Raw genomic sequence first — 16,850 nt, 5'->3', positions numbered from 1 at the left:
ATCCATAATGGCTGCTGCTATTTATACTGTTCTAATAGTAAAGAATTTCTTTAAAAGCCAAGGTCCTGGCGTAAACCCAAGCGTTAATTGCCAAGCACCTATTGCTTGCAAGCCGAATTGACGAACTAACACCATTTTTTCACTCATGCTTCTTACATCTTCAAACCATACTTCATGCATCTGCCCCGCTTGATCTTTATACCGAAAAAATGGAGATTTGTACTCCTTTGAATATTGAATGGGAGACTGATATCTCATCGCTGTTTTGATCGCATTTTGATTGGATATAGCGGGTGCTACCGTGCCGGGCTTGTAAGGAATTGACCAATTGTATCCATACAAAGGAACGCCAATGATGAGTTTTCTTCGCGGAACACTTTTTATCGCAAATTCTACTGTTCTCTTTACTTCAGTAATAGGTGCAACAGGACCAGGGTCGCTGCCTGCATGGTGCCAGTCATATGCCATTATGAACATAAAGTTAACAACCGCACCTATTCCTCCGTAATCATATCCTTTTAACCAAGGGATATCTTCGCTTGTCTTGGCTGGAACCGCTATTGTCAGCACATAGTCTGCAGGTTTTAAACGTTCACTCAGTTGACGTAAAAATCCGGTAAAAAGGTCTCTGTCTTCGGTCTTCACACGTTCAAAATCAATATTTACCCCTCCGTATCCTTTTCTAGATACTAAATCAAAGATATTATCGACAAGATTTTTTCGTGCCGGAGGATTATTTAAAACTTGATGGGCAAGATCAGAACTAAACCCTTCAGAAGTTAGATTAGTAATCGTAACTAGCGGTGTAACGCGATTTTTCCAAGTCGTTTCAATCGCTACTAAATCGTTTAAATTATTTATAATATCTCCATTGCTGCCAAAATGATATTCAAAGATAGAAATGGAAGAGGAATACGTTGCAAAATCACTGATTAACTCGCGATCTGCTTCTGGATTTCGAACGGCATAGTATTCTAGTGTCCCTGCAATATAGTCTGATATGTTAGGAATGTTTATTTTCATTCCGACTTGCAAGTAGTTATACGAGACTGAAGGATTAGCCCTTTTCAATTGCTCCAAGGACACGTACGCTTTTTTAGCAATACCTTTCATCGTATCACCAGGTTGAACTGTGTATACATATAGGGCTATGAGCAAGGCTTGACCGGGAACAATATTTGCTTCTTCTAACCCATTCACGCTCCTAAGCTGTGCAACGGAATAACCATATCTTCTGCTTATTGAAGATAACGTATCACCAGGCTGAACTATATGAACAAACATGTTTTCTCCTCCTATGTACTCTTTATCTATTTACGTTTTATTCCGCACCAAGTTTAAAAAAGCCATTCAATAAATGTATATGAGTATTGTTTGTTTATATAACTGAGTTAAGTAAGGGGTAACCTCTTTACACACTCTCCCTCTATTACGTCCCTAATACGGGTAGAAATGTTCCAGAGATGATCTCAAAATCTATGTATCATAAATGTATGTTTTTGGTGTACTTGAAACAGGCTGTTTTTTGTCAGATAGGATTATATTAAGAAATAAAAAGAGCAAGCTCTCTATCATGAGAGCTTGCTCCTTCCATTTAACGATTAAATGGAATTGCTCATAATTTCCCACACCTTTTTCTCATGTTTTTAAGCCTCTTGTGATTACTGCAGAGAAAAATTTTTGTCCTACGGCTAAGAGTTAATAGAGGAGAAGCACATGCTGAAGGCACCAACTCAAGCATGTGAAATATCTTAACCGTATCCTAGAGCAGGATCATCAGGGGATGATATTTTTAGAAGCTATCTCCTATTTAATAAAGGAGTTTTTTGTAAAGAGGAAGTCAGTTCTTAACCTTTTACCTTGTGTTTCTTTTATTTATTTCTTTTTTTCCATTTTATAACCTCGATGTTAACGCCATGATCTTCTTGAGATGATATGGTGAATTCGTCCATTAATTTTTTTACCCCTGATAAACCAACGCCTAATCCCCCTGACGTTGTATAGCCACTTTCTAGCGCTTGTTGAATATTTTTAATGCCTGGTCCTTTATCTATAGCTATTATTTTGAGTCCTATTTCAAGTTGATTCTCTATTATTTCCATTATAATTTTTCCCGTCGTGGCATATTTATATATATTTCTGGACAATTCTGAAATAGTCGTAATAATTCGGGCTTGATCAAGTGTGCTGAAGCCTAAGCAGTTAGAGAACATCCGTCCTTTCTGACGCGCTTCTACTATATCCACTTCAGTGTGTATCTCAACAGTTAAAGGTTCCTTTCCTTCATCCGATTGAAATAGCATCATTATCACCACTTTCTTTATTTTAATAGGAGGGGAAAAACAATAGGCCAAAAAGAAAGGTTAGATAACCTTTCTTTTTGGCCTACATCTAGTTCAGTGCCTAGCTTATCAGTGCCGTTATGAAGTTGGGTTTAAAATCAGAAGAATTGTACTTTTATCTTTATGAAAATCCCATGCGACTAGTATATCTGTTACCTTTGAATCTAAAATTACTTCTAATGATTGGCTATGCTCATGAAGTAGCCTTTTTTCGAGATTTCTTTTAGCCAATGTAAGGTTTTCTTCAAACCCTAATTGAACTAATTCTTTCTCTACATTTACCATAATACCTTCCCTGATTATAAGGAGTGTTCTCTGATCTAATAAATAAGAAGAAACATCTTGAGGAAGTTTTTCTGCTTTTTGAGTCACTTCCTCAACTTCTTTATGCAGCAATTTCTGATTTTTATAGGAATGGTTGACTATGTTATTTTTATCAGAATGGATCATGATAAACATGCCAGACTGCAGCTCTAAATTCCAATCATAATAAAATTCTTCAATATCTAAATGTATATTTAATTGGATATATCCTTTTATCTCTTCAATTAAAGTCTCCATCAACAAATCACGTGTTTTTTGAACATAGATAACTTGTCCCTTGTCTAGCAAAGCCTTTTCTAAAGGTAATAAAAAGGCTTTAAAATAAACGGTTATAAAAGGAGGAGAAATGACGGTGAATACACCTCCAGGACCTCTTCCAAAATTTTCACGAAGTAACCTTCCCATATAACTACTTAATTCTTTTTCCAGTTTCGTTTTATCCATAGATGGTGCACCTAGTTTCTAGTTTCATAAGGTATACTATTCGTGATGTTTTATGAAAACTCCTTCTTCATCATAAGATCATTTTAGGTAATAAGAATTCACTTTCTATAAAATGTAAACTAGTCATACTAGTACATTTTTAATAGATTGGTTTCTGTTTACCTTTGTATTTTCTATGTTTAAAGATTCTTCTTTTATTTGAAATTCCAATTTTACTTCCGTAGATAATGGTACTTAAAAGTATTATATCCTTGCTAATTTCTTCTTTGTAAAATTCATTGTCATACTTTTTGTAATCCTGCAACAATCGACGAAGCTCTTTTATAAACAATACAATCTCATGATTATCAGCCATACCGACCAAATCCTTTCTGTTGGCACATCCTATTTTCAGATGCTATTTTAGGGGATTATTCCGTTACAAAAGGACTTACTCTTTTGAAACAACAAAAATAAGCCGAAAAAGAAAAGGTATGAGCTTTTCTTCCTCGGCTTATGTTTGGCACAATGTGTCCAATTCATTACTGCCTCATTAATTTTTTGGTTTTAAGATAAGAGTAATAATGCTATTATCCTTTTCAAAATCCCAATCCACAAAAATATCAAGAATGTCTGCATTTAATATCTCATCATAGTCATCGTTTTGTCGTAAGATTCCTTTTTCCAAAGGGCGTTTAGAGATGCGTAAGGTGTCATCAAAACCCAACGAAATTAGCTGCTTTTCAATAGCCACCAGTATTCCTTCTCTTACGATGACCAATGTACGATCACTTAATTTATACGAAGAGATTTTCTCAGGCCCTTTTTGTGCAATTTCACTCATCTTTATAATCCGATCATGAATTGCTTGTTTTCCTGGGTAAGGGTCACCCTCAGTCAAATCGGCTTTCAAATCGTCCAGACAAACTCCCACAAAAATTCCGGAGTGATGATCTAAATTCCAATCATAATATAAGTGCTGGATGTCAAGGTCTGTAATCCCTTTAATTTGACCAGTGATTTGAGGTTCAAGAGTCTTTACCAAAAGCTCTCTTGTAGTCATAACCTGAAGTTCTTCATTCTGGTTTAACAGTACTTGTTCCATCGGCGATACAAAGCCACTGACATAAATAACAACATAAGGTTCATAAATCGTAACATGAACAGCCTCGGGGCCTTTTCCAAAGTTATCTCGTAACAATTTGCCCAAGTTATTCGCCAATTTTGTTTGCTGAGCCTTAATATCCATATTTCTTCATCCTTTATTAAGAAAGAAGCATCATATCTTCTTTCCATCATTTTATTGTACCATTACGAACGAATAATTTAAATATGCAGAATAAATAAAAAATAATTTGTTACTTCATGTTTAACCGAATTATAAACGTTCAAAACCTCTTCTTTCTATTGCTTGGTACGTATTTTGAATGTCACCGAAAAATACGAATCCGTTGGATTCGTATTGATGTTTTCAATGAAGTGAGTTATAGCATGTAGTCAAATTATTGTTGGGGAAATATAGCTTTATCTTTTAATTGATGCATCGCAGGGACATATTAAAAAATAAACAGAGGTGCAGCATGAAAGAGAAAAAAAAGCCACTTATTTTACGCAAGTGGCTCGTTGCTATGTGGATTGAATTCACTTGAACCTCTAATAAATAATGGGAAAACGTAATCTATAATCGATTTAGATTATTCTTTGACTAATTTAACAAGCATATGAGCAAGATGATGTTGTTCTTCCTCGTTTCCAACTTTCCATAACTCATGTAACAAGTATTGCTCTTCATTTTGTGGCTCCTCATGGGTTGCGAGATAGTCAGCTATTTTTTTAGCTGCTAGAGCTAGTTGATTATCATTTAACCCTAGTTTCTCACCTTTTGTGACTTTATCCCCTAAGTAACTTTTAAATTCGTTAAAACTGGAAAGGATGTTGTCTTTCTTCTCTTGACTCATTTCATTTAGTTTATCCTCTACTTTATTCTCAACGGTTTCAGTATTATTGTTCATTTTTCATTCTCCTTCCAATTAGGTATCAATGTTCTTATATGGTAAATCCCCCATTTACAGGTATATAAACATTTCGCAGCCTATTCATATATTAAGTAGAATAATAGTAAACCTTGAATAAAACTCGAGTATTTGTAATAAAGTTTAGTGAAACACCTTTTTGATAACAGGATGTATTTCTTAGGATGTTAACAACCTAGGTTAGTTCCACAAAACTTAACGGGTTATTTAGATGAGGAACGGAGTGAATACAAATGAGTTTAGCTACTTATATAGGTTCGAACGTAGAATTACCTATTAATAAGGAATTAGATAATTTAGTTACTATTGGGAATTGCTTTTCAGATGAAAGAAATCGATTGAACATAAAGAAACACCAATTTACTACCCTTTATGTTTATGAAGTTGCAAGTGACTGGGGAATTGAGATTACGGAATATATGAATAAGAGCAGGCGCAAAGAATCAAAAGAGAAACTAATTGCACTATGCAAATTGATGGACCGCTATCTTAAGTCAGGAGACTTTTTTGAATTGTATAGTTGTTGGGTAGGAGAAGAAGCTGAAGAACCAGAGAGGAAATTAACGTTAAACATCCATTACTTTGACATCGACGACATTGACATGCCAGAAAAAACATTAGTTAGAATTGAAAAATGAGTTTGCCCTATTATTATGGTGAAATTACCCTTATATAGTATACATAAAAACAGAAAAACTCCCCTAATACCTTAAGGGAGTTTTTCTGTTTAGTTAAATATTAAGGGTGTAATTGCTTGTTACTTACATATCATTTAATATTTTTGTAGATATTTATTATAACCTATCAAATGATTTCGGGAAAGCAAAAATGAAAGCGATTACTTTTAATTTAAAATAATAAATGAAATATAACTGTCTTTTTATGAGATGTATTTTGGTTCTGGAAAAATACAGTGCTTAAGCTTATATGCTCTAAATTTCTCCTTATCTATTAATAGATAAGGGGAAATTTTTATTCTTTATCGTTTCCTGGCACAGCATTAGAAACTATAGAAGTGTCTCCAGTATAATACTCATGGGGATAAGGATCAGAAGGCTTTGTTGCAAACTCTTTCTCAAGATCAGCTAATTCCTCTGATACCTGTTCTAAATCATTTGATTGATTATCACTCATATAAAACTCCTCCTTTTAATTAAACAATGTTCATCGCGCATTAAGGATACGTTTTTTCATAATGTGGATATACATGCTGTTTTTATTCTATACTTGCCTGTGCCTTTTCTTCATTTAGTATATATTTCAAATTAATATTTATTACTTTTTATAGGAATTTTCATTAGTCCATTATCTACCGCACCCATTCTTTTTTGTTTTATACTTTCGCTTCCTCTAGGGTTTCTTACCTATACACTAACAAATCTGCTTCTTCTGATTATCCAGCCAAGTGAACTTATTATTTTTCCTTTTACAACCGGAATATTGGGAATGGGCATAGGCGCCGCTTTTTACATTTTTAACAAGAGATTGTACATTGTTATAAGTGGCGCCACTCTATTAACTGTTGGGATTATTACCTTATTGTACGGTTTCAAATTCCCAGTACTAGGTCCTGCGATTCCCAATAATTTTTCTCTTTCTACTACTGGTTTAATTTTTGTATTTACTTTTCTTTATAGTTGGATTTGGGTTGAAATGAGCCTAGCTTATTTTAAAAAATTAAAAACATTTATTTCCTAGTGAATCTACAGATTAATCTCTTAACAGAGATAACTCGTTAAGATAATGGAGAAATCGCAATCAGCTTTTTAAAAGAACGTCAATTAGGACAATCTCATCTGAATTTTTTAAGGCTCTTTTTATTATATTTTCAAATTCGACTAAACTATTTGCCCGTTCTCCTTTAATTCCAAAGCTAGTTGCCAATTGGACAAAATTTGGGTTTGTAAAAGTTACTCCATAGCTCTTACCAAACTTTTTGTTCATCATTTCCTGCTCTATTTTTAATGTAGAGTCGTTTAAGACAATAATAATGAATGAAAGCCCTAAGCGCTTTGCCGTCTCTATTTCTGCAAAATTCATTAAAGCTCCTCCATCTCCAGTAATACAAATAACTGAATCATTAGGGCAGGCTAGTTTAGCTCCAATTGAGCCTGGTAAAGCAATACCCATGGAAGCTAGACCATTTGATATAATGAACTTGTTAGCGTTTTTGGGTTGATAAGTTCGAGCTATAGATACTTTATGAGCTCCCACATCTGAAATCACAATTGTTTCCTCTGAAGAGAGCTTGTCGATACTATGCAAGATATTCTCGATTGTCAAATGAAGTAAATTGCTGTCTATCTTTTTCTCTTCAATATGATAGGATTGCTTAATTTGTTTCTGGAGATTACCAGAAGGAATCCACGGTTTAGAAGGAATATCCAGCTGATTGAATACCCGTAAAGTCTGCTTTATATCTCCAACCAATTCGACTTCTACAGGATAATATTCATCTATTTCTGCTGGTAAGGTATCTATATGTAAAATTGGTGTTTTTTCCGTGTTCCATTCTTTGGGTAACTTTTCGACAAAATCAAACCCAATTACAATAAGCAGATCAGCTTCCTTTAAGCCTGCGAGCACTTCATCTTTCTCATTAAATCCAAACGTAAAGAAATTTTGTGGATGATCTTTTGATAACACACCTTTAGCCATATAACTATGGGTAACCGGTGATTGAAGACGTTCAATAAATAGTTGAAGCTCATCCACGGCTTCCTGTCTAACAACGCCGTTACCGATAATAACAAAAGGTCTCTCATACTGCCTAATAAGAGTATTGGCAGCCTGAATTGACTCCATGATAGGTATACTTACGGGTATAGATGTAGGTGAAATAGGTTTGATGGGAACGATTTGAGTTGCTAAGTCTTCTGGCAATTCTACTACTATGGGTCCTGGCTTTTCCATTTGTGCAATTTTAAATGCTTTTCGAATAATCTCAGGAAGCGTTTGTGCATCTTTTATTTGAACACGCCACTTCGTTGCTGGTTCTACCATTTTAATAATGTCCATATATTGATGTGACTCTTTATGCTGTCTCCCCAAAACAGCCTGTCCCGTTAATGCTACAACAGGAGAGTGGTCTAGCTTTGCACTAGATATACCTGTCAATAAATTAGTAGCTCCTGGTCCTAATGTTGATAAACATACCCCTACTTTGTTTGTTAACCTTCCGTATACATCTGCCATGAAAGCAGCTCCTTGTTCATGCCGCACATTCACGAATTGAATCTGTTTAGAGTTGGATAAAGAATCAATAAAATCCAACGTCTCTTTACCAGGTATTCCGAAAATATATTCAACTCCCTCATTTTCTAAACATTGAACAAGTGTATCCGTCACTTTCATATTGTTCGACCTCTCTTTAGATAGTATTCTGACAAGCTTATGTGAAAGAAATAGCTCATTAATTCTTATCTCGTCTTTTCTCGTTTTAACTAACCGAAACCCTAAATGTATGGAATGAAATCATACTCACTAACTATTGTTTATAGTGTTACCATTAGGTTCTTATGTTAAATACATTTTTTAGATAATGTATAAATAATTGGATGAGTCAACCTTTCATCCGTGTGAACTGATTGGGAGTGTGACAATACTCTATAAAGAATTATTATGAGAAAGTAACATTTTAAGGAATGTAAAAAATCCCATATACAAATAATAAGCCGAATACTCGTATAAATTGGAAGGAGCGGCTTTTATGAAAAGATTATTATGGGTAGGATTTATTGTGTTATTTTCGCTAAACATGCTGGTTGAACCAAGTAGTGCTCGTGCTGAAGCACCAGAACATCGTGTTAGTCAATCTCAGGTAACGTTTGAAAATGAATTCAGAAGACTTTGGATGGATCATGTATTGTGGACAAGTAATTATATTACAAGTGCAACAACAGCAGGATCAGAAGACCAAAAACAGGTGTTGGCAAGGTTATTAAAAAATCAGGAAGATATCGGGAATGCTGTGAAGCCGATATACGGAGAAAAAGCTGGGAACAAACTTACGGCTTTGCTTAAGGAACATATTGTGATTGCTGGCAAAATTGTAGATGCAGCTAAAACGGGAAAGAAAGCCTTGGTGAATCAATTAAACAAAGAATGGTATCGAAATGCTGATGATATAGCAGCGTTCCTTAGCCAGGCTAACCCTTATTTAAAAAATGAAGACTTAAAGAAATTACTGTATATGCATCTAAAATTGGTGACAAATGATTTATCTGCAAGCTTAGAAAAAGATTGGGAAGCAAGAATCGTTGCAATTGATGAAGGAATCTCACATATCGTCTTAATGGCAGATACTATATCTGCGGGAGTTGTGAAACAGTTTCCAGAGAAATTCAATAAATAATCTTAATAATCTCCAATAGAATGCTAGAAATTATTTGAAATTCCTTCATAAGAAACTGCACCTGTAAGAACTCTTTTGATTGATGCCTCTAGGAGACCTTATGTTCACTAAAAAGGTACATGTAGATATTCTGCATAAATCGTCATACCAAAAAAAGGTTTATTAAACTTAAACACTGGGTATTATCAAATCAAGACGATGTGTTAAGAGTACCGCCCGTGCATAGGGTGTGTCCTTCTCTATTCTATAAAAAATGGCGCCTCCAACGGCGTCATTTTTTATTTGTAAACAAGTTTAAGGATGCTTCATGCGAAGGTTGGATTTATATGAAAAGGTACATAAATTCTTATCTAATAGAATCTATTTTTACACCACTATTCAAAAAGATTTTGAGTGAACTTCCCTTTCTTTTGGGCAGACGGGTCCCCGTGTGCTCTCTCATCTAATTTAGTTCATATTTATGAATAAAATGCCCATAATGAGTATGTGGGCATTGGTTGATCTTTGACTTCTATCATTTCGATGTTTAGAAGATCACTTATAAATATTTTGAGGTTTTTGCATATGAACCTCATTATGATGTAGATCGTCATACCCCAATCACCTTTTTAGTGAAGTGAGTATTGATAAAGAAAGTTAGAAAGATCACATTAATTTAAGTTTAAGATGTCTCTATTGGGATAATATAATAAATAAGCTAGATTTAATGATAATCTGGTTTATTTTCTACATTCTAGGAGGCAACAAAAAATGGAACACGGTAAAGTGAAATGGTTTAATGCTGACAAAGGTTTTGGATTTATCGAGCGTGAAGGTGGAGAAGATGTATTTGTTCACTTCTCAGCTATTCAAGGTGAAGGCTTTAAATCCTTGGATGAAGGTCAAGAAGTGACTTTTGATATCGAACAGGGGCAACGCGGACCACAAGCGACAAACGTAAATAAAGCATAAAAACCATACTAAAAAGCAGACTCTATTTTCAGAGTCTGTTTTTATTTAAAAAGATTTTTATATCAAAACTTATTTATCAATAATTATAGTTCGTGTTTTTTTAATTCTTCTTCAAAGAAAAAGGTACTTGGATATTTGTCGACTGTATAAGAGTATCTTTTCATGTTTTTTACATAATGATTTTTTAAGATTGTTACTGATTCATTCGATACTCTTATAGTTACTATTTCTCCATTACTAAATATTTTCTCACTCATAGCCCTTATCCTTTTTTGCACCTGTGTAAATTACATACAAAATAATAAGCGTATTAAGAAACCTGCTGTTTTTGTGTATATAAAATTTTTCATAAAATTGATATCTTGGGCATAATACAGGATAGACACTTGGTAGAGGGGCGATTATTTGAGGCTGAAGGATGGAAACTTTTATACAGATAGTAGAACCAATAAGGTATATAGATTAAATGAAGATGACAAGGGAAGCTGGTACCTGAGTACACGTGATGATGAAGATCATCATCAAATGTCAAAAACCTCGGGGCGTAACATGATGAAATTGATAAAGAGTTTTTATACCAAAGTGAACGACAGTTGAAAATTTATCACTCTGCAAAACAACATAAAAAAATAAAGCTAGCTTAACCCAGCTAGCTTTATTTTTAGTTTATAGAGCTAGTTATCATAATGTTTTTTTAGGAATTAAGCAACGATACGAACAAAAATTTTTAACCTGGCCGTTGGCAATCACCTATTATTTAATTTCGATTGCAGAAGCCTTGTTGTCCCAATCCGACGCCATAATACCATTTCTATATTGTTTTTTGAAAAATCATCTATAATTGATATTGTTTTAATCTCATATTGAGATATATAATAAAAATAAGAAAAAAGAAAACGCTTTCTAAATTTAAATACATTGTTACTTTTCAAACTATAAGGAGGATTTAAAATGAGCCAAGTGGAAAGAAATTCTAAAGTGCAGAAATTAGTTGAGTATAAAAAATTCAATGAAGAAGAAGTTTTAAAAATGACAGATCCGCAGGTTGAATATTATCACTGGCTCTATTTTGATGATTCCGCTTATGATTATATGTAACTCAACTATAAAATAAGAAAAAAGCACAAAAACGTTTGGTTCCAACGGGTTTGTGCTTTTTTCGTTTCTTTAATTATACGATTACTCGTTTTCAATACCTTTTCCTGTGACAACAAAGTGAGGGCTGTCTTCCTTTCGGTTGAAAAGTCTCCAGAACTCACTATACTCATCGTCTTCTGATGTATCCGGAAATCCCTCCACTAAATAACCTTGAGATAAAAAGATCTTTAGCCCTCCTACTTCATCCGAGTCAACTCTTTCAACAATCGTGTGTTCGTTTATACCTTCTATAAAAGATTCAATTCGTTCATCGAATCGATTATTTCCCTGGACATCCCATTCAAAGTACTCATTTTCATCATCCAATCCTGTTCTTGGAGAATAGAAATCCCGTGAGGCTACTACAATTTTATTACCTTTGACAATACGCCATGAACATTGAATATGTAAAGCGTATTCAGCTACCTCTTCCGTTTTCCCCCTTCTGGTTACTAAAATTTTTTCTCCAAATCCTAGCCAAAACAAATTTGAGGCTCTCCCCGCGCATCTTACATTTAAGCCCACTAATTTGTCTAATTTTGATATAGTTGCTTTTCTCATGCTTTTCTCCTTTTATTTGCAGCTAAAGCTCACTTTTACTGCTCAAATTAATACCTGGTATATTCATACTAAACATAAGCTACATAAAAAAGCTCTTTGTGAAAACACCGTCTGTTTATTTCTGCTTTTTCCCTTCTCTTACTTCGCTGATTGTCTTTATAAACTCACGCTCAGTTACTCCTAGATAGGAGTCGGAACGACGAACATATACAATCCTAAGGTTTCTATAAGGCCCAGGTATTGAAAAGAGCTGTACTAACCCTTCCCTCTCATATCTCTCCGCTAATGACCGGGCTATAAGTGTCACACCAAGACCAGAAACTACTGTCCCCATAATCGTTTCAAGTGTAGCAAATTCCATAATTTTCGGCGATACGATTTGTTCGTCTTTTAACCATCGCTGTAGTCTTTCTCTATATTGGCAGCCTTCATTAAATAAAATGAATGGTAGGTGCAGTAACTCTCTGGCAGACTGAATCTGCTTCTTCCCTTTTTCATTTGCACTGCATACAAGTACAATTTCTTCATCAAAAGCCGGAATTTGATCAAGCATTGACACATTTACTGGTTCTGCTACAAATGCCCCGTCTAGCTGGAACTTAAGAACTTTCTCTATTAATTGTGTACTTACTCCTGATACTAGAGAAATATCCACATTTTTGTGCTTATTATGATAGGAAGAAATGATTTCAGGAAAGCCTACTACCGTTTCAACTAATCCAATACATAATGATCCAACAAGGTTACGCTCATCTTGAAATGCTTTCTGTATTTCATCCATTAGCCTCATCATTTGTTCTCCGTACGTTAAAAGTTTTCGACCTTCTACATTTAATGTCATTCCGCGTCTGTGACGATGAAACAATGGGTGTCCAATTTTTCGTTCAAGAGATCGAATACGTGCTGTTACATTTGGTTGGACGTAACCTAGCTTATCAGCAGCAAGACTTACACTTCCGTATTCTGCCACAGCTATAAATATACGTATATCTTCTACTTCCATAAACATCCTCCTTTCTACTTACGTTCATTCATTTAGGTATTAATGATAATGATATCTACAATCATTTATCATTATTTTACAAGATATCAAGCTCTAGATAAAATAATGACATCCGAGTGCTACTGCAATTATTTAGTAGCCATTACGTAAAGTTCTTAAAATGAGGTGACTAAAAGGAGGAAATCTGATTGTTTTATTTACTATTGTTTCTTGCCATCATCTTGGAGGTAATCGCAGTATTTTTTCTTAATCTTACAAATGGATTCACAAACTTTGTTCCGACTGTTTTAGCCATACTATTTTATTGTTCTTCGATTGCTGCTTATATGGTCCTTAACGCCAAAGGTGAAGTAGGAGTAGCAAGTGCTTTATATGCAGGAGGAGCAACCGTACTTGTTGTTGTCACAGGTATTATTTTTTTTGATGAAACTATTTCCTTATCTAAAATCTTAGGAGTTTCTCTTATCGTAATTGGTGCAGTTTCTCTTAACATTAAAGGAAGTTCTAAAGAAAGAAGGGCAGCGTAATGGGATACGTATTTTTAACGATTGGCTTAGTTTTAGGCATTGCAGGGCAAATGTGTGTAAAACTATCTAAAGGCTTTAGACAAACTGTTCCCACGATAGGCGCATTCTTGCTGTTCATTGCCTGTATTTATTTTATTTCTCTAACGACACACTATTTTGAAATGGGTATTGTTTTTGCTATATGGGCAGGGCTAACGATTGCTAGTACAACGCTGTTAGGTATTTATATATTTAAGGAATCAAAAAACAAAAGAAAGATTATCTCCGTTACTCTTATTATTACCGGTGTTATTGTACTAAAGGCTTTTTAACACACAAAGATGTTTAACCGAAAATCTCTTGTTCTTATATTGGGCATTTACTCTTCAACTAGTATTTAGTAAGGGTTTTCATATTTCCGAAATCGCGGAAGTACATATATTAAACTGATTTGTGTTAGACTGTTACAAGCTTAATACTTTGAAAAGAAAGGTCTGAAAAAACATGACACAAACGAATACAGCATTTCGCGATGCGCTTATCAAATCACTCAGAGGTGAAAGAGGTCATCTTCCAACAATTAATGCAATAACCGATATTAATATGGAACTTGCTTCACATAAACAAAAGGAATTACCTTACTCTATTTATCAATTAGTGAAGCATATGAGCTATTGGCAAGACTTTTTACTTGCTCTTGCTAAAGGAGAAAACCCTGAGAGACCGAAAAGTGTAAGTGAAAGCTGGCCTGAACATCCTGCTCCGGTTGATGAGGAAGAATGGCAAAAGACGATCCAGCATTTTTGTGATGGAATTGACGAAGCTTGTCACTTAGCTGAGACATTATCAATCGAAGAACCTCTGGATGCTTGGCCAAGTGAAACCCCAGGGGGATTACTGCGTAATATTGCTTCTCACAACAGCTATCATCTAGGTGAAATTGTCATTATGAGAAGATTAAACGGAGCATGGCCACCGCCAACGGGAGGCTTTCCTGCTTAGATTGAGACATAATGCAGAAATAAAGCTCTAAAAAGCGTCCATTAAACACTTTTAGAGCTTTATTTTAGTTGTGTACTATTACCTTTATGAATAAAGTGTGGGACAAAACAAGTCTTCCTCTGCATTTCTGACAATTGAAAAGTGTGCAACGTTGTAATGACCATGTAAAGTTTCCTTATAATGCTTTATGATTTGTTCAGCACTTAAAACCATTACTGTCCATTGTTGAATGTCCATCACCCACTAATGTCACATCCACCCCATTGATTGTAGCTGTTCTGACTTCACTATCTATACAGTGTTGTGTCTAAATCAATGAGCAACTTAGCGGATTTTCTTGCCCCCTTGGTCTCTTGACCAGCTCCCCTTCACAGTTAGGACAAATATACATCGCACTTTCACTACATTTATCACAGAATGTACATTCATGTGTACAGATATAAGCAACAGAGCTATTATGGAGTTTCTTATTGCACTTTTCGCATGTATTTCTCATTTCTAAAGCCATTAAATCCCTCCTTTTGATATAATTAAATTGTATTGTATAAATTTCTATTTTCACATATCTATTTTATTGTATTACTAATTAATAGCTTTAATATTGACGAAAAATTCATTATTTTAATTTATAATTTAAAGCGGGGTATGTTTTATGGATGAAATTGATAAAAATATATTACTACATCTACAAGAGAATGCTCGTTTGTCCGTTACACAGTTGGGAAAGCTGGTTGGTTTATCCACCCCTGCTGTTAATGAAAGAGTAAAAAAACTTGAAGAGAAAAACATAATAGATGGATATAGAGCAATAATTAACCCTGAAAATTTCAACAAACCTGTAACTGCTTTTATTTTATTTAGCAATACAAAATGCAAGCAATTCGTAGAATATTGTAAAGAACACCCTGAGGTTATTGAATGTCATCGTTTGGCGGGTCAATACAACTATCTAGTAAAGGTTTTAACTCACTCCGTTCAATCTCTTGAAACATTTATTGATGAATCTATGGCTTTTGGAGAGCCATCTACATTGATTAAACTTTCATCACCAGTTGTCTATAAAGCAATAAAATAGAAAGGGAGAAATATCCAATATGAAAAAGCGGATTTTGAGTTGGAGCATTCTTGTTGGGGTTATTATTATTGTAGCTATTGGCATACCAAGGATAACAGCTAATGAAGCAAGCGCTTTAGGTTCATCAGAAGAAAAAAAGAAAGTAGAAGAACTCGAAGAAAATTTCCGAAAGTGGTCACTTGAACCACTGGATAAGTTTATGGTGCAAAGTTACCAAGCAAAGCCGAATGGACATCAGTGGAATAGTGTGAAACAAAAATCAATTAAAAATTACCGTGTCACATATTACACGTTTTTTGGATTTCGTTACATGGAAGCAGAAGTTAGTTGAATCTAAGATTATGCCACATGCCCGTTTTTTCTTAATCATGATCAATTCGATGTTATATAGATATAAAAAATAAACGTACAAAAAAAGGTAATGCAACATGCACTACCTTTTTTGTATTGTAATTGTTCTCTAAAACATATGAAATTATTTTAAAATGATCAATATTATAGATTAAAAGGATTTTATTACCTTTTATGGTATACTCAAACCTGAACTATTCTTAAGGAGTGAACGAATTGGAAGTGAATAACCAAACTCAAATGAGAACAGTTATTGAGTAGATGTCTAATGCAAATACCAATTTTAGAAAAGGTGATGTGTGTAGATGAGTCAAAGATATGTTCAGCATCGTTTATTTCCTTACTTATTGGCCGTATTTTCCGTATATTTACTTATCAGTAAAAGTAGCTTTATACCATGGTCCATCCTTGCATTTATAGTAGTTAGCACAAGCGTAATAGATAAAAGATATAAGTCTTCAGAAAACACTAAGAGATATATTTTTGCGAATAAGAGACTAGATTTTGTGTACAGACTTTTTTTATCTATCAGTGTTTTATTTATTATGATGAATCTACTTGTCTTAAAATTAGGTACAATATCTGTACTATATGTTCTTCTTCTACTATTTTTGACATCCATATTACTGTTCACTAGTCATATGGAATAATACGCTGTCTGTAGAATAACGAATGGTGGAGTTTTATCAATTAGAGAGGAGCATAAAATTGCAATCAACTTTTCAAATAAGATTTAAAGACATACTACTCATTATTCTAACCTTATTACTTGTCATCTCCGTATTAGT

General features: G+C 34.2%; 20 protein-coding genes and 1 pseudogene. 9 read left to right on the top strand and 12 right to left on the bottom strand.

All coding sequences use genetic code 11. The annotated features are described in order from the left end of the window. Positions 1-21 precede the first annotated feature (21 nt). From CEQ83_RS08540 to CEQ83_RS08515, 6 genes are all read right to left on the bottom strand, one after another. Entirely contained in the window at positions 22-1,284 is a 1,263-nt protein-coding gene (locus CEQ83_RS08540) for a glycoside hydrolase family 18 protein (RefSeq protein WP_033578619.1), read from the bottom strand. Positions 1,285-1,871: 587 nt separating this feature from the next. After that, positions 1,872-2,303, bottom strand: a complete 432-nt coding sequence (locus CEQ83_RS08535; protein ID WP_033578618.1) for an ATP-binding protein — start codon at positions 2,301-2,303, stop codon at positions 1,872-1,874. Between the two features lie 117 nt (positions 2,304-2,420). Continuing rightward, a complete protein-coding gene (locus tag CEQ83_RS08530) occupies positions 2,421-3,110 on the bottom strand; it encodes a Na-translocating system protein MpsC family protein (protein ID WP_033578617.1) in 690 nt (229 codons plus the stop codon). 139 nt (positions 3,111-3,249) lie between these two features. Continuing rightward, positions 3,250-3,465, bottom strand: a complete 216-nt coding sequence (locus CEQ83_RS08525; protein ID WP_098999935.1) for a hypothetical protein — start codon at positions 3,463-3,465, stop codon at positions 3,250-3,252. Positions 3,466-3,642: 177 nt separating this feature from the next. After that, on the bottom strand, positions 3,643-4,338 hold the full coding sequence (locus tag CEQ83_RS08520; RefSeq protein ID WP_014460656.1) for a Na-translocating system protein MpsC family protein: 696 nt from the start codon (positions 4,336-4,338) through the stop codon (positions 3,643-3,645). A 445-nt stretch (positions 4,339-4,783) separates the two neighbouring features. Further along, a complete protein-coding gene (locus tag CEQ83_RS08515) occupies positions 4,784-5,101 on the bottom strand; it encodes a DUF3243 domain-containing protein (RefSeq protein WP_014460657.1) in 318 nt (105 codons plus the stop codon). Positions 5,102-5,355: 254 nt separating this feature from the next. Here CEQ83_RS08515 and CEQ83_RS08510 point away from each other — a divergent pair, with 254 nt between their 5' ends. Continuing rightward, entirely contained in the window at positions 5,356-5,760 is a 405-nt protein-coding gene (locus CEQ83_RS08510) for a hypothetical protein (RefSeq protein ID WP_098113362.1), read from the top strand. A gap of 334 nt (positions 5,761-6,094) precedes the next feature. Here the strand turns inward: CEQ83_RS08510 and CEQ83_RS27000 are convergent, their stop codons facing one another. Both CEQ83_RS27000 and CEQ83_RS08500 read right to left on the bottom strand, forming a co-directional pair. Beyond that, complete coding sequence (locus CEQ83_RS27000) at positions 6,095-6,256, bottom strand: hypothetical protein (protein ID WP_194273206.1); 162 nt, start codon at positions 6,254-6,256, stop codon at positions 6,095-6,097. A gap of 624 nt (positions 6,257-6,880) precedes the next feature. Further along, a complete protein-coding gene (locus CEQ83_RS08500) occupies positions 6,881-8,476 on the bottom strand; it encodes an acetolactate synthase large subunit (RefSeq protein WP_155017181.1) in 1,596 nt (531 codons plus the stop codon). A gap of 355 nt (positions 8,477-8,831) precedes the next feature. Between CEQ83_RS08500 and CEQ83_RS08495 the strand changes: the two genes are divergently transcribed. The 3 genes from CEQ83_RS08495 to CEQ83_RS08485 all read left to right on the top strand — a co-directional run bounded on the left by CEQ83_RS08495 (position 8,832) and on the right by CEQ83_RS08485 (position 11,525). Further along, entirely contained in the window at positions 8,832-9,476 is a 645-nt protein-coding gene (locus CEQ83_RS08495; RefSeq protein ID WP_108674578.1) for a glycosyltransferase, read from the top strand. 750 nt (positions 9,477-10,226) lie between these two features. Next, entirely contained in the window at positions 10,227-10,427 is a 201-nt protein-coding gene (locus CEQ83_RS08490) for a cold-shock protein (protein ID WP_013056409.1), read from the top strand. Positions 10,428-11,378: 951 nt separating this feature from the next. Further along, positions 11,379-11,525 (top strand): BH0509 family protein, encoded by a 147-nt coding sequence (locus tag CEQ83_RS08485; RefSeq protein WP_014460666.1) that lies wholly within the window; start codon positions 11,379-11,381, stop codon positions 11,523-11,525. Positions 11,526-11,606: 81 nt separating this feature from the next. Here the strand turns inward: CEQ83_RS08485 and CEQ83_RS08480 are convergent, their stop codons facing one another. After that, positions 11,607-12,125, bottom strand: a complete 519-nt coding sequence (locus tag CEQ83_RS08480) for a hypothetical protein (RefSeq protein WP_033578610.1) — start codon at positions 12,123-12,125, stop codon at positions 11,607-11,609. A 115-nt stretch (positions 12,126-12,240) separates the two neighbouring features. Then, positions 12,241-13,128 (bottom strand): LysR family transcriptional regulator, encoded by an 888-nt coding sequence (locus CEQ83_RS08475; RefSeq protein ID WP_155017180.1) that lies wholly within the window; start codon positions 13,126-13,128, stop codon positions 12,241-12,243. A 188-nt stretch (positions 13,129-13,316) separates the two neighbouring features. On the opposite strand from CEQ83_RS08475, the gene CEQ83_RS08470 reads away from it, so the two are divergent. The 3 genes from CEQ83_RS08470 (at position 13,317) to CEQ83_RS08460 (ending at position 14,636) form a co-directional block, all read left to right on the top strand. Continuing rightward, the gene (locus tag CEQ83_RS08470) at positions 13,317-13,655 is read left to right on the top strand and encodes a DMT family transporter (RefSeq protein WP_154972788.1); all 339 of its coding nucleotides are present in this window, start codon (positions 13,317-13,319) and stop codon (positions 13,653-13,655) included. Continuing rightward, positions 13,655-13,966 (top strand): DMT family transporter, encoded by a 312-nt coding sequence (locus CEQ83_RS08465; RefSeq protein WP_154972787.1) that lies wholly within the window; start codon positions 13,655-13,657, stop codon positions 13,964-13,966. Before CEQ83_RS08470 ends, CEQ83_RS08465 begins: the two co-directional genes overlap by 1 nt. A gap of 172 nt (positions 13,967-14,138) precedes the next feature. Further along, positions 14,139-14,636: a DinB family protein gene (locus CEQ83_RS08460; RefSeq protein ID WP_033578599.1), complete on the top strand. Its 498-nt coding sequence runs from the start codon at positions 14,139-14,141 to the stop codon at positions 14,634-14,636. Between the two features lie 84 nt (positions 14,637-14,720). Here the strand turns inward: CEQ83_RS08460 and CEQ83_RS27385 are convergent. Both CEQ83_RS27385 and CEQ83_RS08450 read right to left on the bottom strand, forming a co-directional pair. Beyond that, positions 14,721-14,943, bottom strand: a pseudogene (locus CEQ83_RS27385) (cysteine hydrolase); the annotation flags it as partial. Further along, positions 14,944-15,144: a DUF1272 domain-containing protein gene (locus CEQ83_RS08450; protein WP_028413848.1), complete on the bottom strand. Its 201-nt coding sequence runs from the start codon at positions 15,142-15,144 to the stop codon at positions 14,944-14,946. A 144-nt stretch (positions 15,145-15,288) separates the two neighbouring features. On the opposite strand from CEQ83_RS08450, the gene CEQ83_RS08445 reads away from it, so the two are divergent. Together CEQ83_RS08445 and CEQ83_RS08440 are read left to right on the top strand one after the other, a co-directional pair. Continuing rightward, positions 15,289-15,711, top strand: a complete 423-nt coding sequence (locus tag CEQ83_RS08445; RefSeq protein WP_155017179.1) for an Lrp/AsnC family transcriptional regulator — start codon at positions 15,289-15,291, stop codon at positions 15,709-15,711. Between the two features lie 19 nt (positions 15,712-15,730). Then, complete coding sequence (locus CEQ83_RS08440; protein WP_155017178.1) at positions 15,731-16,042, top strand: hypothetical protein; 312 nt, start codon at positions 15,731-15,733, stop codon at positions 16,040-16,042. Positions 16,043-16,850: the final 808 nt, after the last annotated feature.

Origin of the sequence: Priestia megaterium (assembly GCF_009497655.1) — a bacterium.
In the GTDB taxonomy this organism is placed as follows: domain Bacteria; phylum Bacillota; class Bacilli; order Bacillales; family Bacillaceae_H; genus Priestia; species Priestia zanthoxyli.
The sequence above is the reverse complement of the archived record's forward strand: the minus strand, read 5'-3'. Positions and strand labels throughout refer to the sequence as shown.